Here is a 24,853-nt window from a genome sequence, read left to right as displayed (position 1 = left end):
CGGTGTTGTCATAAGGTGCCGGGCACAGCCCAGGGAGGCCTCCATGACCGACCGTGTCGTCCCGTCCACCGCCCGGCAGCGCCGCCGCCCCACCAAACAGGGCGTGGTGCTCTCCGAGGAGCTGATCGTGGAGACCGCCCTCCGGCTGATCGAGGAGCACGGCGCCGACGCGCTCTCCGTGCGCCGCCTCGGCCGGGCCCTCGGCGCCGACCCCAGCTCCCTCTACCGGTACTTCCGGCACACCGACGACCTGATGCTGGCCATCGCCGACGAGCTGATCGGCCGTACCCTGCGGACCTGGCGGCCGACCGGCGACTGGATGGCCGACCTGCGCGACCTGGGCCTGCGCATGCACGCCGGCGCTCTCGCACACCCTCGCGCCGCGGTGCTCAGCGCCCACCGGGTCACCGGACGCGCCCAGGAGATCCAGGCCGTGGAGAGCATGCTCGGCGTGCTCCGCGGGGCGGGGTTCCCGGACCCGGAGGCGGTGCGGATCTACCACGCGTTCGTCGACCAGGCCCTCGCCTTCGGCGCCCTGGACTCTGCGGGCACCGCCCTGCCCCGGGCAGCGCGCGAAGCCGAGGCGGAGGTGTGGCGGAGCACCTACGGCCGGCTGCCCGCCGAGACCCACCCGCACATCGCGGCCACCGCCCCCCATCTCGTCGCCACGATGCGCTCCAGCTCCTACCCGGCGGCCCTGGACCTGCTCCTGACGGCCGCGCGGACACGCCTTGATCACATTCGTGCGGGGACCGGGGGCTGACGGCCACACTGGACGGGATCGGATCCCGAGGAGGCCGTACGCCATGACCCCACCGCCCGCCCGCACCACCGCCGAGCGCAAGAAGGACACCCTCCACCGGCTGGAGAACGACGTCGACGTGTGGGTCGCCACCGCCGGCCCCGACGGCTCCGCCCCGTATCTCGTGCCGCTGTCCTTCGTGTGGGACGGCGCCACCCTGCTGATCGCCACCCCGGCCGAGAGTCCCACCGGCCGCAACCTCGTGGCCACCGGCCGGGCCCGCCTCGGCCTCGGCCCGACGCGGGACGTCGTCGTGATCGAGGGCACCGTGCAGTCGGTGACCCCGGAGGACCTTCCCGAGGAGGACGCCGAGGTCTTCGCCGGCAAGACCGGCTTCGACCCCCGCCAACTCGCCACCCGCTACCTGTACTTCAGGGTGCTCCCGCAGCGGGTCCAGGCGTGGCGCGAGGCGAACGAACTCAAGGGCAGGGAGCTGCTGCGCGACGGACAGTGGCTCAGCACCCCGTAGGGGCGCGGAGAACCGCGCGATCGGCCGGAACGCACCCGCAGTCGCGCATGCTCTGCACCTGCACGGCGCGTGGGCGGCTCAGTCCCGGTCCCCCTCTTCGGAGGCCACAGGCCAAACCCCCGTGGACCGGGCGATCGCCTTCGCCCCCGCCCGATTCACCGCGCTCTGCACCACCGCGAAGATCGCCCCCTGCACCGCCGAGGCCAGCAGGATCTCCCCCCACCCCCGGTCCTGGTCCAGCGCGTCGGGTGCCTCCTCCTCGTGCCGGAGCGCCGTCCAGGCCTTCCGGAAGGCGACACCGGCCAGCGCGCCGCCCGCCCAGCTGAGCACGAAGCCGACCGGCTGGTAGACGAAGGGGAGCTTCTTCTTCTTTGTCTTGGCCATGTGTCACTTCTTCCTCGTCGGACGACCCTCATGCGGGCCGTCCCCCGGCGGCCACCCGTTCGCCGGGGGGCGGGACCGGAGCCGAGCGGAACAGCCGGATGTCCGCTTCCATGAGGGTGCCACCGACCGGATACCGCCGTCCGGCCGGCCGGACGGCGAGCAGTTCCAGCCGCCGAAAGGACACCCGCGCACGCCGTGCCCCGTTTTCCGCCGCCCGTAACGGTGTGATCCGCACGCTCGGGGGCAGTCGGCGTTAGGTGAGCGGGACATCCTCCGACTCCGAGCGGGAGCGGGTCGCACGTACGGCCCAGGACGGGGACCGGGCCCCGGCCGACCGGCACACCAAGGTCACCGTCCTGGTGGCGCTCGCCGCCAACCTGGTGATCGCCGCGGCCAAGGCCGTCGGTGGTGTCCTCGCCGGATCGCCCGCACTGCTGTCCGAGGCGGCACACTCCGTCGCCGACAGCTTCAACGAGGTGTTCCTGCTGGCCGCGCTGCGCCGCAGCCGCCGCCCCGCGGACGAGCACCACCCCTTCGGCTACGGCCAGGAACGCTTCTTCTGGTCCCTCCTCGCCGCCGTCGGCATCTTCGTCATGGGCGGTTGTTTCTCCTTCTTCCAGGGCTTCGAGGCCCTGCGCCAGGGCACCCAGGAGAAGTTCAGCGGCTATGTGGCGGGCCTGATCGTGCTCGCAGTGGCCCTGGTCGCCGAGGGCGCCTCGCTGCTGCGGGCCCTGCACCAGGTGCGCCGGCAGGGCGGCGGCCTCGGCTCGCTGGCCGACCCGGCGCTGCGCACGGTGGTCGCCGAGGACAGCACGGCGGTGCTCGGTGTGACGCTCGCCCTCGCCGGGATGGGCCTGCACATGGTGACCGGGCAGGTCGCCTGGGAGGCGTCCGCCTCGCTGGCGATCGGCGTCCTGCTGGTGTACGTCGCCTACCGGCTCGGCCGCGACGCCCGCGACCGGCTGATCGGGGAGGCCGCGGACCCCGAGCTCAGCGGCAGGATCCGCGCCCTGCTGCGGGCCCAACCGGAGATCGACAGCGTGGAGGCGCTGTTCACGATGAAGATGGGCCTCGCCTCCACCCTGGTGGCCGCGCGCATCGACCTGGTGCCGGGACTGGAGAGCGAGCGGGTGGAGGAGGTCGCCGTACGCATCAAGCGGTCGCTGGCGCGGACGTTCCCCGAGGCCGACCAGATCTTCCTGGACGTGACCGACCGGCCGGCCGGCGAGGCACGGGAGAGCCCCGCCGCGACGGGGGAACGCGGCGGGGCCTGACGCACGAGTGCCCACCGCGAGACGGCTCCACACCTTGCCGGCGCGGAATTTTCCGAATCCCGCCCGTACCCGGCGCGAATCGGCTCTCCTCAGCCCTCGTCGAGCGGCTCCAGCACGAAGACCGGGATCTCCCGCGACGTCTTCTCCTGGTAGTCGGCGTACGGCGGGTACGCGGCGACGGCCCGCTCCCACCACCGGGCCTTCTCTTCGCCGGTGACCTCACGGGCCCTCATGTCCCGCTTGACCGGCCCGTCCTGCAACTCGACATGCGGATCGGACGTGATGTTGAAGTACCACACCGGATGCTTGGGCGCGCCGCCCTGCGAGGCGACCACCGCGTACGTCCCCTCGTGCTCCACCCGCATGAGCGGTGTCTTGCGGATCTTTCCGCTCTTCGCGCCCCGGCTGGTCAGCACGATGACCGGCAGCCCGGTGTCCATGAGCGTCGTGCCCTTCGTCCCGCCGGAGCTCTCGTACAGCTCGACCTGCTCGCGCACCCACTGTGCCGGGCTGGGCTCGTACTCGCCCTCGAGAGGCATGGGATCCGTCCCCTTCGTCGGTCCAACAGCTGTCTGTCACCGGCATTCAACACCCATGGCCCCGCGAATCATCCGTACCGCGGTCCGCTGGGGCGCGCGCGTCGAAGAGACCCGCCCACGCCGCCCGCCTCGCCCCCGCACCTGAACGTGCGGGGCGGTCCGGTCGTACGCCACCATGTGTACAAGGACGGTGGACTCGTGCCGCACTCCGGCCGGAATCCATCGCTCCGACCACTGGTCTTCGGCCAGATCACCCACATCGCCGAACTGGCCGAACTTGGCGTCGCCCCATAGATGCCCGAGGCATCTAATGAAGATCGGCACGACGCACTCCTTCGTCTGCGAGGTCTTCCATGACGGAACTGACGGACCCCACCGGCCCGGCGAACCCGGCCGAACCCGTCGCCTTCCCGCAGGACCGCACCTGCCCCTACCACCCGCCCACCGGATACGAGCCGCTGCGCGACGGGCGAGCCCTGTCCCGCGTCACCCTGTTCGACGGCCGCGAGGTCTGGGCGGTCACCGCCCACGCCACCGCCCGCGCCCTGCTCGCCGACCCCCGCCTGTCCAGCGACCGCCGCCGTCCCGGCTTCCCCATCCCCGCGGAGCGGTTCGCGGGCGTCCGCGACCGCCGGGTGGCCCTGCTCGGGGTGGACGATCCCGAACACCAGCGCCAGCGGCGGATGATGATTCCGTCGTTCACCGTCCGGCGCGCGACCGAGCTGCGGCCGTGGATCCAGCACACCGTGGACGGGCTGCTGGACGCGATGATCGCGCAGGGGCCGCCCGCCGATCTGGTCCCCGCCTTCGCCCTGCCCGTGCCGTCGATGGTGATCTGCGGGCTGCTCGGAGTGCCGTACTCCGACCACGAGTTCTTCGAGGAGCAGTCCCGCAGGCTGCTGCGCGGCCCACGGGCGGCCGACTCCGTGGCGGCCCGGACACGTCTGGAGGAGTACCTCGGCGAGCTGATCGACGCCAAGGCGAAGCGGACGGAGCCCGGCGACGGCATTCTCGACGACCTCGTCCACCATCAGCTGCGCGAGGGCACGGTGGACCGCGACGAACTCGTCTCGCTGGCCGTCATCCTGCTGGTCGCGGGCCATGAGACGACCGCCAACATGATCTCCCTCGGCACCTTCACCCTGCTCCAGCACCCCGAACGGCCGGCCGAGTTGCGCGCCGACCCGGCGCTGCTGCCCGCCGCCGTGGAGGAGCTGATGCGGATGCTGTCCATCGCGGAGGGGCTGGCGCGGGTGGCGCTGGAGGACATCGAGATCGCCGGCACCACCATCCGGGCCGGCGAGGGCGTGCTCTTCTCGACCTCGGTGATCAACCGCGATCCGACCCTCTACGACACCCCCGACACCCTGGACTTCCATCGCCCCGCCCGCCACCACGTGGCCTTCGGCTTCGGCATTCACCAGTGCCTGGGCCAGAACCTCGCCCGCGCCGAGCTGGAGATCGCCCTGGGCAGCCTGCTGACCCGGCTGCCGGGGCTGCGGCTGGCGGTCCCGGCCGAGGAGATCCCCTTCAAACGCGGCGACACGATCCAGGGGATGCTGGAACTCCCCGTGACCTGGTAAGAGGCTCTGCTCATGCACATCGACATCGACAAGGACGTCTGCATCGGCGCCGGCCAGTGCGCGCTGGCGGCACCGGGCGTCTTCACCCAGGACGACGACGGCTACAGCACCCTGCTGCCCGGACGGGAGGACGGCGCGGGCGACCCGATGGTCCGGGAGGCGGCCCGCGCCTGCCCGGTGAGCGCGATCAGGCTGTCCTAGGTCCTGTCGTCAGGGCACCTCCCACGCCCTTGAGGCAGTGGGGGAGCGTGCCTGGCGTCGCGAGGCTGGGGGCACCTCCCGGCGGAAGGCTGGGGGAGGGAACGTGACGACAGGGCCTAGGCCGACCCGGATCCGTCCGTACCGGCGGCCGCCACCAGGGCCCGCGCCGCATCGCGGGCCTCGGCCGCCGGACGGGTGGTCCCCGTGATGCCGGCCGTCACCATCGCCCCCTCGGCGAGCAGGAAGAGGGGTCCGGTGAGCGCGGCGGGGAGTCCCGCGTCCGCCACGAGCGAGGCGAGGTGGTCCCGGAACGCCTCCTTGTGGGCGCGCACCTGCTCGGCGACCAGGGCGGAGGTGGCGCCCAGCTCGCCGTAGGCGTTGATCCAGGCGCAGCCGCGGAAGCCGTCCTCGCCGAACCACCCCTCCAGCCAGTCGAACACGGCCGGGATCCGCTCCCGCGGGTCCCGCTGCCGTGTCACGTGCTCCGCCAGGCGCGCGCGCCAGCGCTCGTCCCGCCGTGCCAGGTAGGCCGCGACCAGTTGCTCCTTGGCGGGGAAGAGCTGGTAGAGGCGCTTGAGCGAGACACCGGACGCGCCGCGCAGTTCGTCCATGCCCACGGACTGCACGCCCCGGGCGTAGAACAGCTCCTCGGCGGCGTCGAGCGCCCTGTCCCGGGCGGCGGCGCTGTCCATCGGCGACACCATGACTCCTCGTTGACGTGTTCCCTGGCGCGCTCCTTGACGGAGAACGTGCGTTCTCCTACCGTAGCAGCCGCGTGGAGAACGATCGTTCTCCACGCGTTGCCGAGCCCAGGAGGAGCCCATGGCCGACCGTCCGCCCCTGCCGCCGTTCACCCGCGAGACCGCGGCGCAGAAGGTCCAGGCCGCCGAGGACGCCTGGAACACCCGCGACCCGCACAAGGTGGCGCTCGCCTACTCCGAGGACTCGGTCTGGCGCAACCGCGACACCTTCGTCACCGGCCGCGCCGGTATCGTGGCGTTCCTGACCGCCAAGTGGCAGCGCGAGCTGGACTACGCGCTGCGCAAGGACCTGTGGGCCTTCGACGGCAACCGCATCGCCGTCCGCTTCCAGTACGAGTCCCGGGACACGTCCGGCCAGTGGTGGCGTTCCTACGGAAACGAGCTGTGGGAGTTCGACGAGCACGGCCTGATGACGCGGCGGGAGGCCAGCATCAACGACCTGGCCATCGAGGAGAAGCAGCGCCGCATCCACGGCCCGCGGCCCGAGGCCGAGCGAGGGCGGACCTTCCCGCTCCAGTAGCGGGCCCGCTCCGTCAGCGGCCCCGTTCAGTAGGGTTCCCGGATGACCGAACAGGCCGAGAAGCGCTTCCTCTACGTCGTCGTCTGCGCGGCCGGTATCGCCGCGGGCGTCAGCAAACTGATCAGCGCCGCCCAGGCACGGGACTGGGAGGTGGGCGTCATCGCCACACCGGTCGCCATGGGCGGCTTCTTCGACAGCGAGGCCGTGGAGGCACAGACGGGCCGGCCCGTCAGATCGGCCTGGCGCACGCCGGCCGACCCACGGCCCTTCCCGCCGCCGGACGCCGTCGTGGTGGCACCCGCCACCTTCAACACCCTCAACAAGTGGGCGGCCGGCATCGCCGACACCCTCGCGCTCGGCACCCTGTGCGAGGCCGCCGGCCTGGGCATACCGATCGCGGTACTGCCCTGCGTCGCCGACGCGCTGGCCGCCCACCCCGCCTACCGGGACAGTCTGGAACGGCTGCGCGGCATGGGCGTCCGCTTCGGCGACGCGTTCACCGGCGAGGTCCTGCCGGACGGCGGCCGGCCGGACCTCGCCTGGGAAGGGGCGCTGGACCTGCTCTAGCGGCAGGTCAGCGTCGGTCCCGCCAGCATGTTGCCGGTGAACATGTCCTGGCCCTTCGGCACCCAGTAGCCGAGCTTCGACACCACCGTGGAGCACTTCGCCCCGACGGTGAAGCTCACCTTCAGCGTCTCCGGGTGGCCGGGCTGCAACTCGGTCACCGTGCAGTCCAGGGAGTGCGCCAGCCGGGTCTTCGACGGGTACCGCCCCACCAGTGGGTTGACGCAGCGCTTGTCGGCCGTGCTGATCTGCAGACCGGTGCCCGCCTGGCCGATCATCCCCAGCCGCGCGTTGCCGTCGCCGTCGGTGCTGTCCCTGCGGATCGTGTACGTCACGGTGGTCGTGGCGTTACGGCGCAGCACGGACTTGTCGACGGTGACGGAGTGTGTCGCCTTCGCCTTGGGTGCGGTCAGTGCGACGGCCGCGCTGACCGTGCCCTTCAGGTCGACACCGGCGGGCGCCGACCGCACGCGGACGGTCGCGCTGACGTCATAGGTGCCCGGACCCGGGTACAGGCCCGAACCGGGCAGGTTTCCGCTGCCCAGCGTCTTGCCCGACCGGGCGACCTTCCAGGTGCCCTCGGTGCGACAGGCGTAGCGGACCCGGGTGCGGCCGATCCGGCAGGTAGCCGGGGCCGTGATGTTGAATCTCGGGGAGCCGGTGTCCGCGCACAGGCTCACATCAGCCTGCTCGCCGTGCGCACCGCGCAGCGTGCCGGCGAGCGTGCACAGGGTCGCCGGGGTCTCGGGCGCCGGCGCGGCGGCGGATTGTGCGCAAGCGGGGGTGACGAGGGCCAGCGGCAGCAGCGCTGCACCGGCGAGGATCCTCAGGGGCGTGGAACGAGTCGGCACCGCGTTTCCTCCGGGGCGGCCGAGACCGGCCGGATGCCGGTCGCCTGCGCCGAGGATGAGCAGACAGTACGACGATCAGCCGACTCCCACGCCGGACGGTCACCTGGGGGCACCAATACAACGCCCTGAAGGGAAGCGCCCCGAAGGCACGCGGGGTCGTATCCCCACCCGGTCGTCGAACGCCCTGGCACACGCCCCGCGCTCGTCGTACCGCCCGCACTCCTCCGCCCGCTCCGTCCTGCCCACGCCGTAGGCTCGTGGGTGACCATCGTCCCGAAGGCAGGAGCAGCAACGATGCAGTACGTGAAGCTCGGTTCGACGGGCCTGGACGTCTCGCGGATCTGTCTGGGCTGCATGACCTACGGCCTGCCCGACCGCGGCGTCCACGAGTGGACCCTCGACGAGGAGGCGTCCCGCCCGCTCATCCGGCAGGCGCTGGAGGCGGGCGTCAACTTCTTCGACACCGCCAACGTCTATTCGGACGGAACCAGCGAGGAGATCGTCGGCAAGGCCCTGCGCGACTTCGCGAACCGTGACGACATCGTGCTGGCCAGCAAGGTGCACGGCCGGATGCGGCCGGGCCCCAACGGCGCCGGACTCTCCCGCAAGAACATCATGACGGAGATCGACCACAGCCTGCGCCGCCTCGGCACCGACTACGTAGACCTCTACCAGATCCACCGCTTCGACCACGCGACCCCCGTCGAGGAGACGATGGAGGCGCTGCACGACCTGGTCAAGGCGGGCAAGGTCCGCTACATCGGGGCGAGTTCGATGTACGCCTGGGAGTTCTCCAAGCTGCAGTACACGGCGGAGCGGCACGGCTGGACGAAGTTCGTGTCCATGCAGAACCACTACAACCTGCTCTACCGCGAGGAGGAGCGGGAGATGCTGCCGCTCTGCGCGGACCAGGGCGTCGGCGTGCTGCCGTGGAGCCCGCTCGCCCGGGGACGGCTCACCCGCGACTGGGGCACCGTGACCGAGCGCAGCGCGAACGACAACTTCGGCAGCCGCCTGTACCTGGAGAGCGACCGCTCGATCGTCGAGGCCGTCACCCGGATCGCGAACGACCGTGGCGTGCCCCGCGCCCAGGTGGCCCTCGCCTGGCTGCTGCACCAGGACACGGTGGCGGCACCGATCGTCGGCGCCGCCAAGCCGCACCACATCGAGGACGCGGTGGCCGCGGTCGAGCTGGAGCTGACCGAGAAGGAGACCGAGGAACTGCAGCAGCCCTACACGCCGCGGGCGATCAGCGGCCACTGAGGTTCTGCCGGCTCAGTGGGGTCCGTGCGGTACGAACTCCGTGCCGCACGGACCCGCCCCCTCGCTCTCCGGCAGCGGAACCCGCTCACCCGACATGGTGAGCGTCCGGTAGTAGCCCCCGATCCGCTCGGCCGACCGGCCCACGTAGTGCCCGATGAAGGAGCGCCGGAACCGGTCGGCCGAACGGTTGGGACCGGAGCCGTGCACCAGGCTGCCGTTGAAGAACAGCACGTCCCCCGGCGCCAGGTCCACCGGCACCGGGGTCAGTCCAGCCGGCGGCGGAACGTACTCGCGGGCGAACGACACGTCCTCGTCGGCGGGTTCGGGACAGAACAGGTCCATGCGGTGGGTGTCCGGGACGACCTCGAGGCCGCCGTTGTCCCGGTCGATCGGCTCACAGGCCACCCAGGCCGCCACACAGGTCCCCGGCTCGACCCGCAGATAGAAGTTGTCCTGGTGCAGGGCCTGTCCCCGCGCACCCGGCGGTTTGAAGTAGAACATGCTCTGCGCGGCCAGCACCTCCTCGCCGAACAGCACCTCCAGCACCGCCCGCAACCGGGCGTCCAGCAGGAACTCCCGTGCCACCGCGCTGAATTCGTGCGGATGCATCACCCGGGGATACCGGCGCAGCGGGTCGGGGTCCGCCGGGCGGGGCTCGAAACGGCCCGGCACCGGGCCGGCCGCGTGCAGCGCGGCGAACGCGGCGCACAGCCACTCGGTCTCGTCCCGGCCGAACAGTCCTCGTACGACGGTGAATCCGTCCTCCTCGAACCGCCGCCGCAGCGCCTGCGACAGGATGGCGGTGCTGTCCGTGGCCGTCATGTGTCCCCTCCCGGGTGTCCGGTGGCCGGCTGGTCACTCACCCGTCACGCTAGGCAGACGCAGCCGATGGGAGGATGCCTGTGCATGCTGAGGACCTGCCCGTGACTGCTGTCGCCGCCGACCCGTCCCCGCCGCCCGGACTCGTGGTGACCGGCCGCTACGACCAACGGCCCGGCTACCGGGTCAACCGGCCCCGGGGTTCGGACAGTTGGCTGTTCACCTTCACCTTCGGCGGCCGTGGACTGCTCCGCCAGGGTGCCGCCCGGGCCCGGGCCGGCGCCGGGGACCTCGTGGTGCTCGCTCCCGGCACCGGCCACCGCTACACCGTCGCGCCCGGCGCCGACGGCTGGCGGTTCTGGTGGACGCACTGCCGGGCCCGCCCGGCCTGGACGACCTGGCTCGCCCCGTACGCCGTGTCCGACGGCCTGTACGCCGTGACGTCCGTACCCGGCGCCCTGCACGGCCGTATCGGCGCGGCGTTCGGCCGGATGCTCGCCGACGCCCGCGGACCGGCCGAGGGTGCCGCCGGCGAGGACACCCGGCGCGAGGACACCCGGCGCGAGGACACCCGGCGCGAGCCGGACCCGGTGGCCGTGGCCCACGGCAGCCTGGCACGGGAACTGGCCCTGTGCGCGCTGGAGGAGGTGGTCCTGCTCGCCGCCGGAGGTGCCCGGACGCCGCCGCCCGCACCGGACACCGATGCCCGGGTGCGCCGGGCCGAGGAGCTGATCGCCGCAGACCCCGGCGCCCCGCACACGGTTCGCTCACTCGCCGGGAGCGTCGCGCTGTCCCCGTCCCGTTTCGCCCACCTGTTCACCCTGCGCACCGGGCGGTCGCCGATGCGGGCGCTGCGCGAGGCCCGGCTGCGGCACGCGGCCCGGCTGCTGGAGGCCACCGACCTCACGGTGGAACGGGTGGCGGCGGCCTGTGGATTCAGCAGCCCCTTCCACTTCAGCCGGGTTTTCCGGGAACGCTACGGAGTGCCGCCCGGCGCCTACCGGGCGGGCGGGAACGGCGAATAAGGGGTAGAAAAGGATTTCCTTGAATCCACGTCAATAAGGAACCGGGGCGCGATGGATGTCGGTAATCGAAAGATCCCTTGTTCGCGCCTGTGCGACTGTGCAAAAGTGTGCGCTGTCGGCGCGCAGGCACATCGCATTTCCTCTGTATGCGCCAGGCCGCTCCCCGTACGCCCCCCACGCTTCAAAAGAGCCGCCTCAGGTGGACGTTCGAGCAGCCCTACCGTCCCATACTGCTTGGTATGGACTAATTTCCGTATCACGTCTGGAGGAATGCAGTCGTGAATGAGGCAGGCCGGTCGGACGAGCAACTCAGTGCCGAGCTGAAGAAGTGGACGGGCGGGACACCCGCCCTCCATCCCGTCGGTGAACTCCTCGACCGGCACTGGGAAGCGGCCTTCGCCTACGCGCGGCTGTGCACGGACGGGACGCGTGCCGCGGGCATGCTCACCACCGCCGCCTTCACCCGGCTGTTCGGGGAATCGCTGCGGCAGTCCGGGCCGACCGCCGCCTGGCGGCCCCATGTGCTGGTCGCCGTCCGGCGGATCGCGGCCGAGTGGGACGCCGACGGCCGCCAGGAGCTCCTCCACCCGGCGCTGCGGTCCGCCGCCACCGGTGAGCGTGCCTCCGCCCGGCTGCTGCCTCCGCCCGGTCGGCGGCTGCTGTCCCGGGCGTTCCAGCGGGTGCCGCAGGCCTCCCGTGCCGTGCTGTGGCACACCGAGGTCGAGGCCGAACCGCTCGCCGTACCGGCGGCCCTGCTCGGCCTGGCCGAGGAGGACGCCCGCGTCGAGCTCCGCCGGGCCCGGGAACGGCTGCGCGAGGAGTGCCTCCAGGTCCACCGCGAACTCGCCCCCGAGAACGAGTGCCGGCGCTATCTGCGCATGCTCGACGTGACGTTCCGGCGCGGGGGCGTCGACATCGACCCCGATCTGCGCGAGCACCTGGGCCACTGCGACCACTGCAGCCGGACGGCCGACCAACTCGCCGCGTTCAACACGGGACTTGGCCTCGCCCTCGCCGAGGGGGTTCTCGGCTGGGGCGCCCGCGCCTACGTGGACTCCCGGGCGACCCGCGCCGAGGAGCCGTCCGAACCGGCGCCCCACCCCCGGACCGTCGCGCCCCCGTCCGGTGAGCCCTTCCTGCCCACCGAGCCGGCGCACCGGGCCGGTTCCGCCGAGTCCGCGGGGTGGACCGGCTTCGCCGAGTCCACGCACCGGGATGGTTCCCCCGGGGACGGCCGCGGTGGTTCCATCGGCGGCCGGCGCCGGGGCGGCACCGCCAGAGCCGTGCACCGCCGCGCCTCCGCAGCCGATGCCGACGCATCCCCCTCCGCCTTCGCTTCAGCCGACCCCCCCGCGTCCGCCGCCGCTTCCCCGTCCGCGGCCGACTCCGACTCCCCGGCCGACTCCGACGCCGTCGCGTTCGCGTCCGGCTCCCTCTTCCGCTCCCGACGCGCCGACGGCCCCGGAGGCACCGCCACCTCCGGGCGGTCTGCGCATCGTGCCGCCCGTGCGCGCCGGGTCCGGCGGCGGAATCTGGCCCTGGGCGTCCTCACCGTCAGCGGGCTGGTCGTGCTGCCCCTGGTGTTGTGGTCGGTGCTCGGATCCGGCGACGGACCGGCCCCGGCCGGCCACGACGCCTCCTCCCCGGCGCCCGGCAGGAACGCCCCGAGTCCCGGCGCCTCCTGGGCCGGTGGGCACGCGGCGGGACAGGGCACCCTGTACGGCCGGCTGCACAACCTCGCCTCCGGACTGTGCGTCGGCGTCGTCGGCACGAAGGCCGTCAAGGGCGCCGAGACCGAACTCGCCCCCTGCTCCGCGACCCCGAGCCAGCAGTGGACGTACGAGACCGACGGGCTGCTGCGCAACTCCGCCGCTCCCGGCCTGTGCCTGGACTCCCACCTCGGCTACTCGGTCCGCCTCGCCCCGTGCACGGCAACCGGCGACGCCGCCAGGAACATCCGCTACGACTTCACCCTCCAGGGTGCCCTGATACCCCGCTGGAACCAGGACCTGGCCCTCACCCCGGCCGCCACCGACGGCTCCGGTGCCCTGGTCCTCAAGAACCGTGCCCCCGGCGCCGCCCAGCGGTGGACCCTCGACACCGCCAAGCCCGAACTGCAGATGCAGAACGTCAACTGGGACAGTGGACGCTCCCCGTCGCCGACCACCACCCCGCATCCGACGAGCCGCGGACCCGGGCCCGCCCCGACCGGGAGCACCGCATCGCCGAGCCCGAGCCCCACGGCCCCGAGGTCCGGTCCGGCGCCCACGCCGTCCGCCACGTCCGACCCCTGCTCGACGCATCCGTACTACTGCGGGCGGGGCGGCGGAGGCTATGGCGGCGGGTGGCACCGGCGCTGACATCACCTCAGGGGTGGTGCGGCGGGGGCGGCGGGATCGTGCCCAGCCCCGGCGCCGGTTCCGGCCACACCAGCAGCACCGGACAGGGTGCGTGGTCGACGGCGAACCGGACCGCCGGGCCGAGACTCTTCGGCCCGAGCCGGGACCGGTCGCCGTCCCGGGCCAGCACCAGCAGATCGGCGCCCTCGGCGGCGGCCACCACCTCCCGCTCGACCCGGCCCGACCGTTCCTCGCGCACACAGGGCCGGGCCAGCCGCTCGGCGGCAGCGTCCAGCAGTTCGGCCGCCGAACTCCCGCCGAGCGCCTCCACCCGGTCGCCGGGATCGCGCCCGGGGGACCCCCGGCCCAGCAGCCCCGCGAACGCGCCGTGCGCCAGACCCGGCACCTCGGCCCCGCTGACGTGCAGCAGCACCACCTCGGCGGCCTCCGGCGCATGGCTGCGCACCGCGTCCACGCAGGCGGGCCAGGTGCCCTCGACGAGCCAGGCGATCACACGCATCCGGTCGGCCTCCCTCAGCTCACGCAGACCCTGGGAAAAGCTGCAGCGACCCCCACAGTGCCACCACCGCGAGGGCGAGCGAGGACGGCACGGCGACCAGGCCCAGCCGGGTGAACTCCCCGAGGTCCACCTCGTGCTCGTGCTGGTGCACGATCCGCCGCCACAACAGCGTGGCCAGCGAGCCGGCATAGGTCAGGTTCGGACCGATGTTCACCCCGAGCAGCACGGCCAACACCGCGCCCGGCCCGGCCGGTGCGGCCAACGGCAGCAGGACCAGTACCGCGGGCAGGTTGTTGATCAGGTTGGCCAGAACGGCGGCCGGCGCGGCGATCCCCAGCAGCGCCGGCAGCCCGGTACCGCCCGGCACGACATGCCCGAGCACATCGGCGAGCCCGTTGTCGACGACCGCCCGCACCACGATGCCCAGGGCGAGGACGAACGCGAGAAAGGCCGGAGCCGCCGCGCGCACGACGGTCAGCGGGCTCGCCTTCCGGCGGGCCACCGCCCGCCCGGCCAGCACCAGCGCACCCGCCGCGGCCACCCAGACCGGCTCCACACCGAACGCCGAGGCCACCACGAACCCCGCCAGCGTGCAGGCGACCGTCACCAGGGCGAACAGCGGCGGTTCCGGCGCCGCTCCGGGATCCCGGCCCGTGGGTGCCGCCGCCGTGAGGTCCCCGGCGAAGAACCACCGGAACACCACGAACTCGGCGCCGATCGCCACCAGCCACGGCAGCGCCATCAGCGCCGCGAACCGGGTGAAGCTCAGCCCGCTCGCAGCGAACGCCAGCAGGTTCGTCAGATTGGACACCGGCAGCAGCAGCGACGCGGTGTTCGACAGGTGGGTGCAGGCGGACACATGCGGTTTCGGCCGTACGCCGGTGCGCGCGGCCGTGGCGAAGACCACCGGCGTGAGCAGCACGACCGTGGCGTCCAGGCTGAGCACGGCGGTGATGGCGGACGCCAGCGCGAAGACCGCCGTCAGCAGCCGTACCGGACGGCCCGCCGCCCACCGGGCCATCCACGCCCCGCACGCCTGGAACAGCCCCTCCCCGTCACAGAAGTGGGCGATCACCAGCACCCCGGCCAGGAACCCGACCACCGGCCCGAGCCGCTCGGCCTCGGCCCTGGCGTGGGCCAGCGAGATCGCCCCGCCGGCGACCGCGACACCGGCGGCGGGCACGGCCATGACCGCCTCCGGCCACCCGAAGGGCCGTACGACGGCCCAGGCCAGCACGGCGACGAGCAGAACGGCGGACAGGGCCTCGGCCAGGGGGGTGTTCAGGACGGGTCCTTCCGAAGGGATCGGCTGGTGCCCGCCCATGAAAACAGACGACGTCGAACGCGCTACGACGCCGTGCTGCCCGCCGCGCCCAGGAACTCCGCCCAGCCGCCCGCCGGGGACGCTCCCGGCACCAGCGTGCGCAACTTGCGCAGCACCGCCGGGTCCTGCGCCTCCAGCCAGGCCACGAGCTGCTTGAACGACACGAACCGCACGTCGTCGCCGTACGCGGCCATCTTCCCGATCGCCTCCTCGACGGCGTCCATGTAGATACCGCCGTTCCAGCGCTCGAAGTGGTTGCCGATGAAGAAGGGGGCGCGGTTGGTCGTGTAGGCGCGCTGGAAGCCGGCGACATACGCATCCCGGGCCTGGGTGCGCCAGGCGTCGTACTGGGCGCGGTCGCCGTTGGGGTTGCCGCCGGACTGGTTGAACATCATGTTGTAGTCCATCGACAGCACCTGGAAGGAGTGCCCGGGGAAGGGTATGGACTGCAGCGGGAAGTCCCAGATCTTCCCGCCCTGCACCTTGTTCGGCCAGATCTGGAGGCCGCCGGGGGAGCTGGCGTCGTACTTCCAGCCGAGGGCCGCCGCCGTGGGCAGCAGGTTGGACTGGCCCTCCAGGCACGGGGTGCGGCCGCCGATCAGCTCCTTGCGGTAGTCGAAGGGGAGCGGCTCCAGATCGGTGAAGCCGGTGTTGGTCTTCCAGTTGGTCACGAAGTCGACCGCCTGGTCTATCTCGCTGCGCCACTCGGCCGAGGACCAGTTGCGCACGCCGGTCGCGCCGCAGAAGTGCCCGTTGAAGTGGGTGCCGATCTCGTGGCCCTCCAGCCAGGCCGCGCGGACCTGCTGGAGGGTGGCGTGGATGTGCCGGTCGGCGAGGTAGCCGATGGCGGAGGCGCCGACCGGGTGCTGCGGCGGGCGGTAGAGGTGCTTCTTGGACTCGGGCAGCGTGTAGATGCCGCTGAGGAAGAACGTCATCCGGGCGCCGTGGTCGGCGGCGACCTTGCGGAACCGGGAGAACAGCTGGTTGCTCAGCTCGCCCGCGCCGTCCCAGGAGAAGACGACGAACTGCGGGGGCTTCTGGCCCGGCTTCAGCCGCTCGGGCTTCGGCTGGTGCGGCTGGGCCCCGGTCTCGGCCGTGGAGCCGTCGCCGATCGGCTTCACCGGCCGTGCCTGCGCCGTGCCCTTGCCGTCCCCCGGGCCGCCGTCCAGCAGGCCGGTGCCGGAGGAGCACGCGGCCAGTGTGCCCAGGGCGCCCGCCGCCGCACCCGCCGTCAGCAACCGCCTGCGTGAGATCCCGCTCATCCTGCTCCCCGATTTCCATGTCACGGCCCCTGCGGGGCCTGCTCGCCGGTGTGGGTCGACGGGTTCGATGACGTGGGTCGCGCAGAAGATCGCGGCCCACGGCGCCTGTTGCCGTCCTGTGACACTTGTGGCGCGAGCATGACGAACCCCGCTGCCCGGGGAGCGGGGCAGCGGGGTTCTCGGGGGTCTGCGGGACGGTCAGGGAGCCGTGCCTGGGCTGAACACCGACAGGAAGACGGACGAGGAGTTGCCGGAGACGGGCACCGCTCCGCCCGTCCACGTCACCTTCAGCGAGTCGCGCTCGTCCGGCGGCGTCACCAGCAGCGCGGCCGGGGTGGCCGTCCTGGCGCCGCTGATGCCGGGATTGGAGAAGGTCAGCCCGGCCCAGGCGCTCTGCCCGGGCCTGAGGGTGATCGTCGAGGGGGAGCCCGACTCACGCTTCGGGTCCGCACCGAGCTGGCTGCCGGAGGCACTCTCGAACGCCGCGCCCGGATAGCCGCGCACCGTGCAGGTCCGGCCGGACCTGTTGGTGAGGACGACCGGGAAGTTCTCCTGGCCGGCGCCCGGGTCGTTGCGGCCCACCGAGGCGCTCAGCTCGGAGGTGTGGCAGCGGGAGCTCGCCGCGGCCGCGGTCGTACCGCCGCCACTTGCGGAGGGGGCCGCCTTGGACGGGGCGGACGAGGCGGCACCGGTGGACGTGGCGGCCGGGACGGAGGTGGTGGACGTCGGGCTCTCCGTGGTGCCCGTCGCCGGTGCCGCCGTACCGGAGGCCGTGATCGGTGGGTTGCTGTGGACGTCCTTGCCGTTGCCACAGGCGGTCAGGAGGCCCAGCACGGCGGCCGTGCCCACGAGCAGGGCCCCGTGCCGCGCGGACCGGGGTGCGTTCACCATGTCGCTCAACACTCCTGGATGGTCAGGGCACGCGCGGGACCGCGTGCCTGAAGGCGCCGGGTGCGCCCTCACCACACTCCGATGCGCGCGGCACCGGAAAAGTTCGGCACACACAGGATTGTCTTCCCCACCGTGACCGCCGGCAGGCGCCCGTCAGGTCACGCTCAGCGAACGGAGTATCCCCTCGGTCGCGTCCCCGGCGCCGCGCTGGCGCACCTGCACATACACCTGTGGCTGCCCCGCGCCGCCCGCCGGGACCAGAGCGGACTCCGTGACCGAGCCGCCGTCCGGGCAGCCGCTCCAGGCCCGCACCAGGCCCCGCCAGTCGGCGTCGGCGAAGGTGCGGCTGCCGGAGTAGCGGCAGCCCGTGTGGGTGAGGGCCGTCACCTTCGCGGTGACATCGCCGTGCTCGCTCAGCCCGACGAACACGCCGTCCACCGCCGCGCCCAGATCGGGCCACCGGGCCAGGTCGTCGGCCACCACCAGTCCCGGTTCGTGTCCCTTGCCGAGCCCCAGCGCGCCCGGATCCCAGCCGGAGTCGCGCAGCTGGCGGCCGAAGCCCGCCGGTACCCTGACGGCCACCCGCCCGGTCGAGTCCGAGACCCGCACCTGGTCCGGGGAGTCGCCCGGGTGGAGCGCCAGGGTCACCGCGCCGGCGGCCGCCACCGCGGTGAGGACGGCGGCCACGGTCAGCGTCACCGTGTTCAGCCTGCCGCGCACACCGTCCAGCCGCCGGGTGGGCCGTGGCGCGGGCGGCCCCGCCGCCAGCCGGTCCAGCTCGTCCGCGAACACCTGCGCGCCGGGCCAGCGTCGCGCCCGGTCCGGCTCCAGCGCGCGCAGCAGCGCCCGCTCCACGGCCTCGGCCAGGTCCGGCCGCAGCCGCCGGGGCGGTACGACCCGTCCGGGCGGACCCGGCACACTGCCGGTGACCAGCTCGTAGCCGACCGCGCCCAGGCTGTAGACGTCGGCCCGCTCGTCGATGCCCTCGCCGGGCTCGGCCTGCTCGGGCGGCTGATAACCCGCCGAGCCCGCGGCCAGCGTGAGCACCGAGGCCTGCGCGAGGCTCTTGGCGAGCCCCAGATCGGCCAGCAGCACCCGCCGGGTGCCGTCCGGGGCCGTATGCAGCAGCACGTTGGTCGGCTTGATGTCCCGGTGCACGATCCCCGCCTCGTGCAGCGCGGCGGCGGCCCGCGCGGCCTCGGCCGTCAGCGCGAGCGCGTGCCCCACCGGCAGCGGCCCGCCCGCCAGCAGGTCGGCGAGGGTGCCGCCGTCGGCGTACTCCATCACGAAGTACGGCCTGCCGTCGGGGAGTTCACCGATGTCGTAGACCTGCACCACACGGTTGGAGCCGGCCCGGCGCAGCAGCCGGGCCTCGGACAGGAAGCGGTCCCTGATGTCGAGCCGGTGCGCCCAGTTCTCGGCGAGGACCTTCAGCGCGACCGGCGCCTGGAGCTCGTCGTCATGGGCGAGCCAGACCGTGGCGAAGGCGCCGGTGCCCAGCGGCCGTTCGAGGCGGTAGCGGCCGATCCGCCCAAGCGATTGCATACGACTATCATGCCTGGCCTGAGATCGACTCGAAGGGGGACCCCGGTGCAGGACCAGGCGCCGATGGAAGACCTCGCCCGGCGGGCAGCCGCCGGCGACAGCGCGGCCCTGGACCGGCTGCTCACCGAGATCCGGCCGGAGGTCCTGCGCCGCTGCGGGCGCTTCCTGCCGTGCCGGGAGGACGCCGAGGAGGCCGCGCAGGACGTACTGCTCCAGGTGGCCCGGCACATCTCCCGCTTCGAGGGCCGCAGCCGCTTCAGCACCTGGCTCTACACCGTGGTCGCCAACTGCTGCCGGCAGAAGTACCGCGAGCTGAAGCGGCGGGCCGCCGAGCAGCCGGCGGCCATCGAGCCCTCGTACGCCGTCGACCCGCGCACCACCAGCGTCATCGCCGGTTCCCGGGTGGACCTGCTGGAGGCCCTGGACCGGCTGGAGCGGACGCATCCGCACCTGGTGGCGCCGCTGGTCTACCGGGACATCTGCCAGCTGGACTACGCGGAGGTCGCCGAGCGGGTGGGCATCCCGCTCGGCACCCTGAAATCCCGCCTGCACGAGGCCCGCAAACAGGTACGGCCGTGGCTCGCGGGCTCCTGAGCCCTACTGGTCCGCCTCGAAGAGGGACAGTTCCGCCCAGATCGTCTTGCCCTCCGGGGTGTGCCGGCTGCCCCAGCGCTGGGTGAGCTGGGCGACCAGCAGCAGGCCGCGGCCGCCCTCGTCGAAGATCTTGGCCCGGCGCAGGTGCGGGGCGGTGTGGCTGGTGTCGGAGACCTCGCAGATCAGCGTGGTCTCGTCGTGGATCAGCCGCAGCCGGATGGGGTGGGAGCCGTACCGGATGGCGTTGGTGACCAGTTCGCTGACCACCAGCTCCGCCGTGAACGCCACCTCGCTCAGCCCCCAGGCGTCCAGCTGCTCCACGACCTGCTTGCGGATCGGCCCGACCAGTGCCGGGTCGGCCGGGATGTCCCAGGTCGCGACCTGCGCGGCCGGCAGGCCCTGGGTGCGGGCGAGCAGCAGCGCCACGTCGTCCGCGGAGCCCCCGGGAGGCAGCAGGCTGCGCAGGACGCGGTCGCACGTCCCGTCCAGGGAGTTCGAGTACGTCCCGAGCGCCTCGTACAGCATCTCCCGGCTCGTCTCCGGGTCCCGTTCCCGCGACGACCACACCAGACCGTCCGTGTACAGCGCGAGGACGGTGCCCTCGGGCAGTTCCACCTCGGTGGACTCGAAGGGCAGCCCGCCCAGACCCAGCGGGGGACCGGCGGGCACGTCCAGTGCCTGGGGCGCGACGCCCGGCCGCAGGACCACCGGCGGCGGATGCCCGGCGCGGGCCACCGTGCAGCGCCTGGAGACCGGGTCGTAGACGGCGTACACACAGGTCGCTCCGACCTCGCCGGGGCTGCCCGCCTCGCCGGGGCCGGCACCGGCGCCGGACTCCTCGGACAGCCGGACCACCAGGTCGTCCAGGTGGGTGAGCAGCTCGTCCGGGGCGAGGTCGATGTCGGCGAGGGTGCGCACCGCGGTCCGCAGCCGGCCCATGGTGGCCGAGGCCTCGACGCCGTGCCCGACGACGTCCCCGACGACCATCGCGACCCGCATCCCGGACAGCGGGATCACGTCGAACCAGTCGCCGCCCACCCCGGTCCGCGCGGCCGGCAGATAGCGGGAGGAGGCCTCCAGCGCGGCCGTTCGCGGCAGCATGCGGGGCAGCAGGCTGCGCTGGAGCGCGAGCGCGGTCTCCCGTTCGCGGGAGTAGCGGCGGGCGTTGTCGATGCAGACGGCGGCCCGTGTGGTGATCTCCTCGGCGAGCAGCCGGTCGTCCGCGGTGTACGGGTCGGGGCGCCGGTGGCGGGTGAACAGCGCCACGCCCAGGGTGAGCCCGCGGGCCCGGACGGGTACCGACATCGAGGAGTGGATGCCGAATCTGCGCACCCGCGCGCCGCGCACGCTGCTCCAGGTCAGCCACGACCGCATCTCGCCCGCCGCCACCGAGGCGATGATCGTGTGGCCCGCGGTCAGCGAGTCCGCCTGGGGTGAGCCGGCCGGGTAGTCCGCGGTCTGCCCGGGCTTCAGCACCGCCTCCGGTACGCCGGGCAGGACCGAGTGGTGGGCGGCCCGGCGCAGGGTGAGCGGGGCCGTGATCCGGGCCGGGGGCTCGCCGCCGTAGTCCTGCGGATCCAGCAGGTCGATGGTGACGAAGTCGGCGAGCGCGGGCACGCACACCTCCGCCAGCTCCTGCGCCGTGCGGGTGACGTCCAGCGTGCTGCCGACGCGCACGCTGGCCTCGTTCACCAGCTGCAGCCGCTGGCGGGCCCGGTAGTTGTCGGTGACGTCGTGCATGGCCAGACACACCCCGCGCACCCGGCCCTGGGCGTCCCTGACCGGGGCCATCCGGGCGAGCCAGGCGTGGGCGCGGTCCTCGGCGCCGATGCGCGCGTAGGTCTGCAGGTCCATGGGGCTGCCGGTGGTCAGCACCTGGAGCAGGCCCTGCTCCAGTTCCTCGCTCTGCGGCTTGCCGCCGATCTCCGCGAGCCGCAGCCCGCGCAGGCGCTCCTCCGGCAGACCGATGGCCTCGGCCATCGCGTCGTTCATCCGGCGCAGCCGCAGCCGGGCGTCGTACACGGCGACGGCGCACGGCGACTGGATCAGGCCCGCCGCGGCGAGCGGGTCGTCCTCCTCGGGCGGTTCCGTGCCGGGCAGCGGGGTGACCACGAGCCAGCTGCCGCCGTGTCCGTCCCGCGGCGGCCGGCGGTGGGCGAGCAGCCAGACGGGGACGGTACGGCCGTCGCGGTGGCGCAATGCGACCGTTCCGTCCCAGCGGGAGCCCGTCGGCAGGGCCGTGGGGTCCTCCTCGGCCAGCAGCTGGGCGGCGGGGCGGCCCAGGACGGCCTCCGCCGGGTGGCCGAGCAGGCGGCTGGCACCCTCGTTCCACTCCACCAGCGTTCCGTCGTCGTCGATGACAGCCCGGGCCGTCGACACGTCGTCGAACGGATAGACCCGGCTCATCGTCGCCGCTCCCAAGCGCACACTCACAGTGAACAGGTGGCACCTCTCGTGTTCCAGCGTAGTGCTTCGGGGACGCCCGTGACCCCGTAACCGCCGCCCACCCGGCCGGTCGGTCGAACACGGTCAAGGGGGGATCCGGCCGATGTGCCGGCGGAGGCGGTCCACGGCTTCCGGACCCTTGGCGATCGTGTGTGACAGCCCGTCAGAGCCTGTTTGCTCACGATCAGTTGTGAGTACTTCTGGGCCCTGATGAGAGAGAGCCGTTCGTACCCCGGCGTCCGACTTCGAGCCGGACCACCCTGCGGCCCCGAACCACCCGTGTGCCGACGCCAGTTACTCCGGACGTCCGCCCCCCCTGCCCGCCGCGATGCTGGACGGCGACCCGGCCACCGGCTGGTCCAACGCCCTCGCCAAGTCGGCCACCGCGCTGCTGCCCGCGTTCAACGGCGCTCGCGCCGAGGATTGTGCCCGCGAAGGCCGAGGTGGCGGTGTGGGACGGGTGTGCCTACGTCCCGGTCACGGGCGCGACGGCGGAGTGGGCCACCGCCTCGGACAGCCCGACGGTGATCACCTTCGACGCGGTGCGCGGCTCCCGGCTGCGACTGACGCTCAGCAGCGCCTCTCCAGGGGAGGCGAAGGGGGCGGTGCGGATCGACCGGCTGGACATGTGACACCCGGAGCGGCTCATGGTCACGGCCCGTCAGCCGCGCTGATCTCACGCCGCGTCGTGGAAGACCAGTCCCAGCGTCCGCCGCCGGCCCGACCGTACGGTGCTCACCCCGTGGCGCATGGCCCCGGCCGACCAGCCCCGGCGGGTGCGCACCGGGTGGTCGCGGGTCGTGAACACCAGGCCGTGGCCCTGGAGCAGGACGGTCGCCGTGCCCCGGGACTGGGCGCGGGGGCGCTGCTCGACCATGAGGAACTCGCCGCCGGTGTAGTCCGTGCCGTACGCGTCGAGCGCGATCACCGCCTGGAGCGGGAAGACCAGCTCGCCGAACACGTCCCGGTGCAGGGCGTTCCAGTCACCCGGACCGTAGCTGAGCAGGATCTGCGCCGAACGGTCCTGGCCGGCGGCATGACAGCGGTCCAGCCACGCCTCGAGCGAGTCGGGCCAGGGCGCCGGGCGGTCCAGGCGGGCCGCCCAGTCCCGGGCGACCGGCAGCAGGCGGGGGTACAACGCGGCGCGCAGCGCGGCCACCGGGGCGGGCAGGTCGTGGGTGAAGTAGCGGTACTCCCCGGAGCCGAAGCGGTGCCGGGCCAGGTCGACCGTCGTCCGGAACAGCTCCGGCCTGTCGTAGAGCGCGGCCAGGCCGGCGCACTCGGCCGGCGAGAGCAGCGGGCCGGTGGGCGCGTTGCCGTGCTCGTCCAGCTCGGCCGCCAGCGCGGCCCAGTCCGTGCGGGCCACCCGGCGGCGGGCCTCGGCCGGGGTGAACGTCATGACCGCCTCCTTCACACCAGGGTCGGCTGCAGCGCGCCCTCGTGCGTGAGCAGCCACAGCTTGCGCTCGACGCCGGCCGCGTACCCGCGCATCGAGCCGTCCGCGCCGATCACCCGGTGGCAGGGGCGGACGATCAGGAGCGGGTTGGCGCCGAGCGCCCGGCCCACCGCGCGCAGTTCGGCGCGCGGCACGCCCAGCCGGGCGGCCAGCTCGCCGTACGTGGTCGTCGTGCCGCAGGGGATGTCCTCGAGGGCCTGCCACACCGCCCGCTGGAACGGGGTGCTGGCGGCGGCGAGCGGCAGCTCGAAACGGGTGCGGCGGCCCGCGAAGTAGGCGTCCAGCTGCCGGTGCGCCTCGGCGAACGGTCCGTCGTCGCGGTCCTCGGCGCGGACGGCGGGCGCGCCGCGCTGCCCCGGCATGCCGAGCGAGCCGAGTGTCAGGCCGGCCGACGAGACCGTGCCCGTCAGCAGGAGGTCACCGAGCGGGCTCGGGTGGACGGTGTGGACGGTGCGTGTGCTCATGGCAGGGCTCCTGTGGTTCCGCTTCCGGTTCTTTGCGTGCTGCCGAGTCTGCTGCCTGCCGCGCCCCGTGACCGGCGGGAATCGGACATTGCTCTCGGGCCCGCCTGGTACCGTGCCAGAGTGCGTCTGACCTGCCGATATTTACGGCCAAGTACCCGAGCGGTACCGTGAGGGGCATGCCAGCTCTCAACGTGGAGTTCAGCGATCGGGAACTCGAGGACCTGCGGCAGATCGCCAAGGAGCGCGGTACGTCGATGAAGGCCCTCGTGCGCGAGGCCGCCGCCGCCGACATAGCCCGGCACCGTGCGCTGCAGGAGGGCGCCGCGGCCTTCCGGCAGTTCTTCGCCGCGCACGCAGAGGAGTTCGCGGCGGCCTTCCCCGACGACGAGTCCCCCGCGAAGGACGAGGCAGCCTGACGCATGCCCTCCGTCATCCACATCGACGTCCCCTGGCTGCTCCAGCGCCACGAGGAGGTCCTGCCCGACCAGCCCGCGGTCGACGACTTCTCCGCCCTGGTCGCCGCCGTCGCCCGGCACCGCGTCGATCCGCCCCGGCTCGGCGTGGACTCCGACCCCGCCTGGCGGGCCGCCGCCCTGCTGCACACTCTCGCCGTGCTCAAGCCGCTGCCCGCTTCCAACGCCCGCTTCGCCTGCGCGACCGCCGTGGCCTACATGTTCGTCAGCGGCGTCGGCATCGACCCGCCCTACGGCGCCCTCGTCGACCTCGCCCGCGATCTGATCTCCGGCAAGACCGACGTCTACGGCGCGGCAGACCGGTTGCGCTCCTGGCAGATCTGAGCGGATCCCGCAGGGTGCGTCCCGCCCCGGCCGGCGGGGGAAGCCGCCGGGGCCGCCGGCCGGGGCAGGGTGGGCGGGGCCGCCGGCCGGGGGCGGGAGGAACGGGACCGGCGGCCGGTTTCGCGCGTGCCCCAGTCCACTACCGGGCCGCACGCGCTGGA

The 24,853-nt window shown here is 73.1% G+C and carries 26 protein-coding genes and 1 pseudogene; 14 read left to right on the top strand and 13 right to left on the bottom strand.

Annotated features, from left to right (window positions below):
* The first annotated feature begins 43 nt into the window (after nucleotides 1–43).
* Together ACFYZB_RS31945 and ACFYZB_RS31940 are read left to right on the top strand one after the other, a co-directional pair.
* Nucleotides 44–763 (top strand): TetR/AcrR family transcriptional regulator, encoded by a 720-nt coding sequence (locus ACFYZB_RS31945; RefSeq protein WP_388764457.1) that lies wholly within the window; start codon nucleotides 44–46, stop codon nucleotides 761–763.
* A gap of 43 nt (nucleotides 764–806) precedes the next feature.
* Nucleotides 807–1,271, top strand: coding sequence for a pyridoxamine 5'-phosphate oxidase family protein (locus ACFYZB_RS31940; protein WP_388764455.1), 465 nt, complete (start codon nucleotides 807–809; stop codon nucleotides 1,269–1,271).
* 78 nt (nucleotides 1,272–1,349) lie between these two features.
* Here the strand turns inward: ACFYZB_RS31940 and ACFYZB_RS31935 are convergent, their stop codons facing one another.
* Complete coding sequence (locus ACFYZB_RS31935; RefSeq protein WP_351211910.1) at nucleotides 1,350–1,655, bottom strand: DUF4235 domain-containing protein; 306 nt, start codon at nucleotides 1,653–1,655, stop codon at nucleotides 1,350–1,352.
* Between the two features lie 257 nt (nucleotides 1,656–1,912).
* On the opposite strand from ACFYZB_RS31935, the gene ACFYZB_RS31930 reads away from it, so the two are divergent.
* The gene (locus ACFYZB_RS31930) at nucleotides 1,913–2,929 is read left to right on the top strand and encodes a cation diffusion facilitator family transporter (protein WP_388764453.1); all 1,017 of its coding nucleotides are present in this window, start codon (nucleotides 1,913–1,915) and stop codon (nucleotides 2,927–2,929) included.
* Nucleotides 2,930–3,018: 89 nt separating this feature from the next.
* On the opposite strand, the gene ACFYZB_RS31925 is transcribed toward ACFYZB_RS31930, so the two are convergent.
* Nucleotides 3,019–3,468 (bottom strand): nitroreductase family deazaflavin-dependent oxidoreductase, encoded by a 450-nt coding sequence (locus ACFYZB_RS31925; RefSeq protein WP_351211908.1) that lies wholly within the window; start codon nucleotides 3,466–3,468, stop codon nucleotides 3,019–3,021.
* A 353-nt stretch (nucleotides 3,469–3,821) separates the two neighbouring features.
* Here ACFYZB_RS31925 and ACFYZB_RS31920 point away from each other — a divergent pair, with 353 nt between their 5' ends.
* The gene (locus ACFYZB_RS31920) at nucleotides 3,822–5,051 is read left to right on the top strand and encodes a cytochrome P450 (RefSeq protein ID WP_388764451.1); all 1,230 of its coding nucleotides are present in this window, start codon (nucleotides 3,822–3,824) and stop codon (nucleotides 5,049–5,051) included.
* Nucleotides 5,052–5,063: 12 nt separating this feature from the next.
* Nucleotides 5,064–5,252, top strand: a complete 189-nt coding sequence (locus ACFYZB_RS31915) for a ferredoxin (RefSeq protein ID WP_055706699.1) — start codon at nucleotides 5,064–5,066, stop codon at nucleotides 5,250–5,252.
* A 116-nt stretch (nucleotides 5,253–5,368) separates the two neighbouring features.
* On the opposite strand, the gene ACFYZB_RS31910 is transcribed toward ACFYZB_RS31915, so the two are convergent.
* Nucleotides 5,369–5,944: a TetR/AcrR family transcriptional regulator gene (locus tag ACFYZB_RS31910; protein WP_388764515.1), complete on the bottom strand. Its 576-nt coding sequence runs from the start codon at nucleotides 5,942–5,944 to the stop codon at nucleotides 5,369–5,371.
* A gap of 130 nt (nucleotides 5,945–6,074) precedes the next feature.
* Between ACFYZB_RS31910 and ACFYZB_RS31905 the strand changes: the two genes are divergently transcribed.
* Both ACFYZB_RS31905 and ACFYZB_RS31900 read left to right on the top strand, forming a co-directional pair.
* Entirely contained in the window at nucleotides 6,075–6,533 is a 459-nt protein-coding gene (locus tag ACFYZB_RS31905) for a nuclear transport factor 2 family protein (protein ID WP_351211904.1), read from the top strand.
* Nucleotides 6,534–6,575: 42 nt separating this feature from the next.
* Entirely contained in the window at nucleotides 6,576–7,100 is a 525-nt protein-coding gene (locus ACFYZB_RS31900) for a flavoprotein (protein WP_388764450.1), read from the top strand.
* Here ACFYZB_RS31900 and ACFYZB_RS31895 read toward each other — a convergent pair.
* Complete coding sequence (locus ACFYZB_RS31895; protein ID WP_388764448.1) at nucleotides 7,097–7,948, bottom strand: hypothetical protein; 852 nt, start codon at nucleotides 7,946–7,948, stop codon at nucleotides 7,097–7,099. The genes ACFYZB_RS31900 and ACFYZB_RS31895 overlap by 4 nt on opposite strands.
* A 294-nt stretch (nucleotides 7,949–8,242) precedes the next feature.
* On the opposite strand from ACFYZB_RS31895, the gene ACFYZB_RS31890 reads away from it, so the two are divergent.
* Nucleotides 8,243–9,211, top strand: coding sequence for an aldo/keto reductase (locus tag ACFYZB_RS31890; protein ID WP_351211898.1), 969 nt, complete (start codon nucleotides 8,243–8,245; stop codon nucleotides 9,209–9,211).
* 12 nt (nucleotides 9,212–9,223) lie between these two features.
* Here ACFYZB_RS31890 and ACFYZB_RS31885 read toward each other — a convergent pair whose 3' ends face one another.
* Nucleotides 9,224–10,033 (bottom strand): phytanoyl-CoA dioxygenase family protein, encoded by an 810-nt coding sequence (locus tag ACFYZB_RS31885; protein WP_388764446.1) that lies wholly within the window; start codon nucleotides 10,031–10,033, stop codon nucleotides 9,224–9,226.
* A gap of 74 nt (nucleotides 10,034–10,107) precedes the next feature.
* Between ACFYZB_RS31885 and ACFYZB_RS31880 the strand changes: the two genes are divergently transcribed.
* Both ACFYZB_RS31880 and ACFYZB_RS31875 read left to right on the top strand, forming a co-directional pair.
* Nucleotides 10,108–11,055, top strand: a complete 948-nt coding sequence (locus tag ACFYZB_RS31880) for a helix-turn-helix domain-containing protein (RefSeq protein WP_388764445.1) — start codon at nucleotides 10,108–10,110, stop codon at nucleotides 11,053–11,055.
* A 278-nt stretch (nucleotides 11,056–11,333) separates the two neighbouring features.
* Nucleotides 11,334–13,415: a ricin-type beta-trefoil lectin domain protein gene (locus ACFYZB_RS31875; RefSeq protein ID WP_388764443.1), complete on the top strand. Its 2,082-nt coding sequence runs from the start codon at nucleotides 11,334–11,336 to the stop codon at nucleotides 13,413–13,415.
* 7 nt (nucleotides 13,416–13,422) lie between these two features.
* Here the strand turns inward: ACFYZB_RS31875 and ACFYZB_RS31870 are convergent, their stop codons facing one another.
* The 5 genes from ACFYZB_RS31870 to ACFYZB_RS31850 form a co-directional block, all read right to left on the bottom strand.
* Nucleotides 13,423–13,914, bottom strand: a complete 492-nt coding sequence (locus ACFYZB_RS31870) for a universal stress protein (RefSeq protein WP_351211890.1) — start codon at nucleotides 13,912–13,914, stop codon at nucleotides 13,423–13,425.
* A gap of 19 nt (nucleotides 13,915–13,933) precedes the next feature.
* The gene (locus tag ACFYZB_RS31865; RefSeq protein ID WP_388764441.1) at nucleotides 13,934–15,238 is read right to left on the bottom strand and encodes an arsenic transporter; all 1,305 of its coding nucleotides are present in this window, start codon (nucleotides 15,236–15,238) and stop codon (nucleotides 13,934–13,936) included.
* A 23-nt stretch (nucleotides 15,239–15,261) separates the two neighbouring features.
* On the bottom strand, nucleotides 15,262–16,500 hold the full coding sequence (locus ACFYZB_RS31860; protein ID WP_388764439.1) for a hypothetical protein: 1,239 nt from the start codon (nucleotides 16,498–16,500) through the stop codon (nucleotides 15,262–15,264).
* A 198-nt stretch (nucleotides 16,501–16,698) separates the two neighbouring features.
* Nucleotides 16,699–17,391 carry a DUF4232 domain-containing protein gene (locus ACFYZB_RS31855; protein WP_388764437.1) on the bottom strand — a complete coding sequence of 231 codons (693 nt, stop codon included), beginning with the start codon at nucleotides 17,389–17,391 and terminating at the stop codon, nucleotides 16,699–16,701.
* 153 nt (nucleotides 17,392–17,544) lie between these two features.
* Nucleotides 17,545–18,936, bottom strand: a complete 1,392-nt coding sequence (locus tag ACFYZB_RS31850; RefSeq protein ID WP_388764435.1) for a serine/threonine-protein kinase — start codon at nucleotides 18,934–18,936, stop codon at nucleotides 17,545–17,547.
* Nucleotides 18,937–18,981: 45 nt separating this feature from the next.
* Here ACFYZB_RS31850 and ACFYZB_RS31845 point away from each other — a divergent pair, with 45 nt between their 5' ends.
* Complete coding sequence (locus ACFYZB_RS31845) at nucleotides 18,982–19,530, top strand: RNA polymerase sigma factor (protein WP_388764434.1); 549 nt, start codon at nucleotides 18,982–18,984, stop codon at nucleotides 19,528–19,530.
* A gap of 3 nt (nucleotides 19,531–19,533) precedes the next feature.
* Here the strand turns inward: ACFYZB_RS31845 and ACFYZB_RS31840 are convergent, their stop codons facing one another.
* On the bottom strand, nucleotides 19,534–21,936 hold the full coding sequence (locus ACFYZB_RS31840; RefSeq protein WP_388764433.1) for a SpoIIE family protein phosphatase: 2,403 nt from the start codon (nucleotides 21,934–21,936) through the stop codon (nucleotides 19,534–19,536).
* 268 nt (nucleotides 21,937–22,204) lie between these two features.
* On the opposite strand from ACFYZB_RS31840, the pseudogene ACFYZB_RS31835 reads away from it, so the two are divergent.
* A pseudogene (locus ACFYZB_RS31835) lies at nucleotides 22,205–22,607 on the top strand (beta-galactosidase); the annotation flags it as partial.
* Between the two features lie 44 nt (nucleotides 22,608–22,651).
* Here the strand turns inward: ACFYZB_RS31835 and ACFYZB_RS31830 are convergent.
* The gene (locus ACFYZB_RS31830) at nucleotides 22,652–23,374 is read right to left on the bottom strand and encodes a 2OG-Fe(II) oxygenase (protein ID WP_388764432.1); all 723 of its coding nucleotides are present in this window, start codon (nucleotides 23,372–23,374) and stop codon (nucleotides 22,652–22,654) included.
* An 11-nt stretch (nucleotides 23,375–23,385) separates the two neighbouring features.
* Entirely contained in the window at nucleotides 23,386–23,895 is a 510-nt protein-coding gene (locus ACFYZB_RS31825; protein ID WP_388764430.1) for a methylated-DNA--[protein]-cysteine S-methyltransferase, read from the bottom strand.
* A gap of 176 nt (nucleotides 23,896–24,071) precedes the next feature.
* Between ACFYZB_RS31825 and ACFYZB_RS31820 the strand changes: the two genes are divergently transcribed.
* Together ACFYZB_RS31820 and ACFYZB_RS31815 are read left to right on the top strand one after the other, a co-directional pair.
* Complete coding sequence (locus ACFYZB_RS31820; RefSeq protein ID WP_351211870.1) at nucleotides 24,072–24,311, top strand: hypothetical protein; 240 nt, start codon at nucleotides 24,072–24,074, stop codon at nucleotides 24,309–24,311.
* Between the two features lie 3 nt (nucleotides 24,312–24,314).
* Nucleotides 24,315–24,692, top strand: coding sequence for a toxin Doc (locus ACFYZB_RS31815; RefSeq protein WP_388764429.1), 378 nt, complete (start codon nucleotides 24,315–24,317; stop codon nucleotides 24,690–24,692).
* The last annotated feature ends 161 nt before the right edge of the window (nucleotides 24,693–24,853 follow it).

The organism is Streptomyces sp. NPDC001852 (assembly GCF_042891825.1).
In the GTDB taxonomy this organism is placed as follows: Bacteria; Actinomycetota; Actinomycetes; order Streptomycetales; family Streptomycetaceae; genus Streptomyces.
The sequence above is the reverse complement of the archived record's forward strand: the minus strand, read 5'-3'. Positions and strand labels throughout refer to the sequence as shown.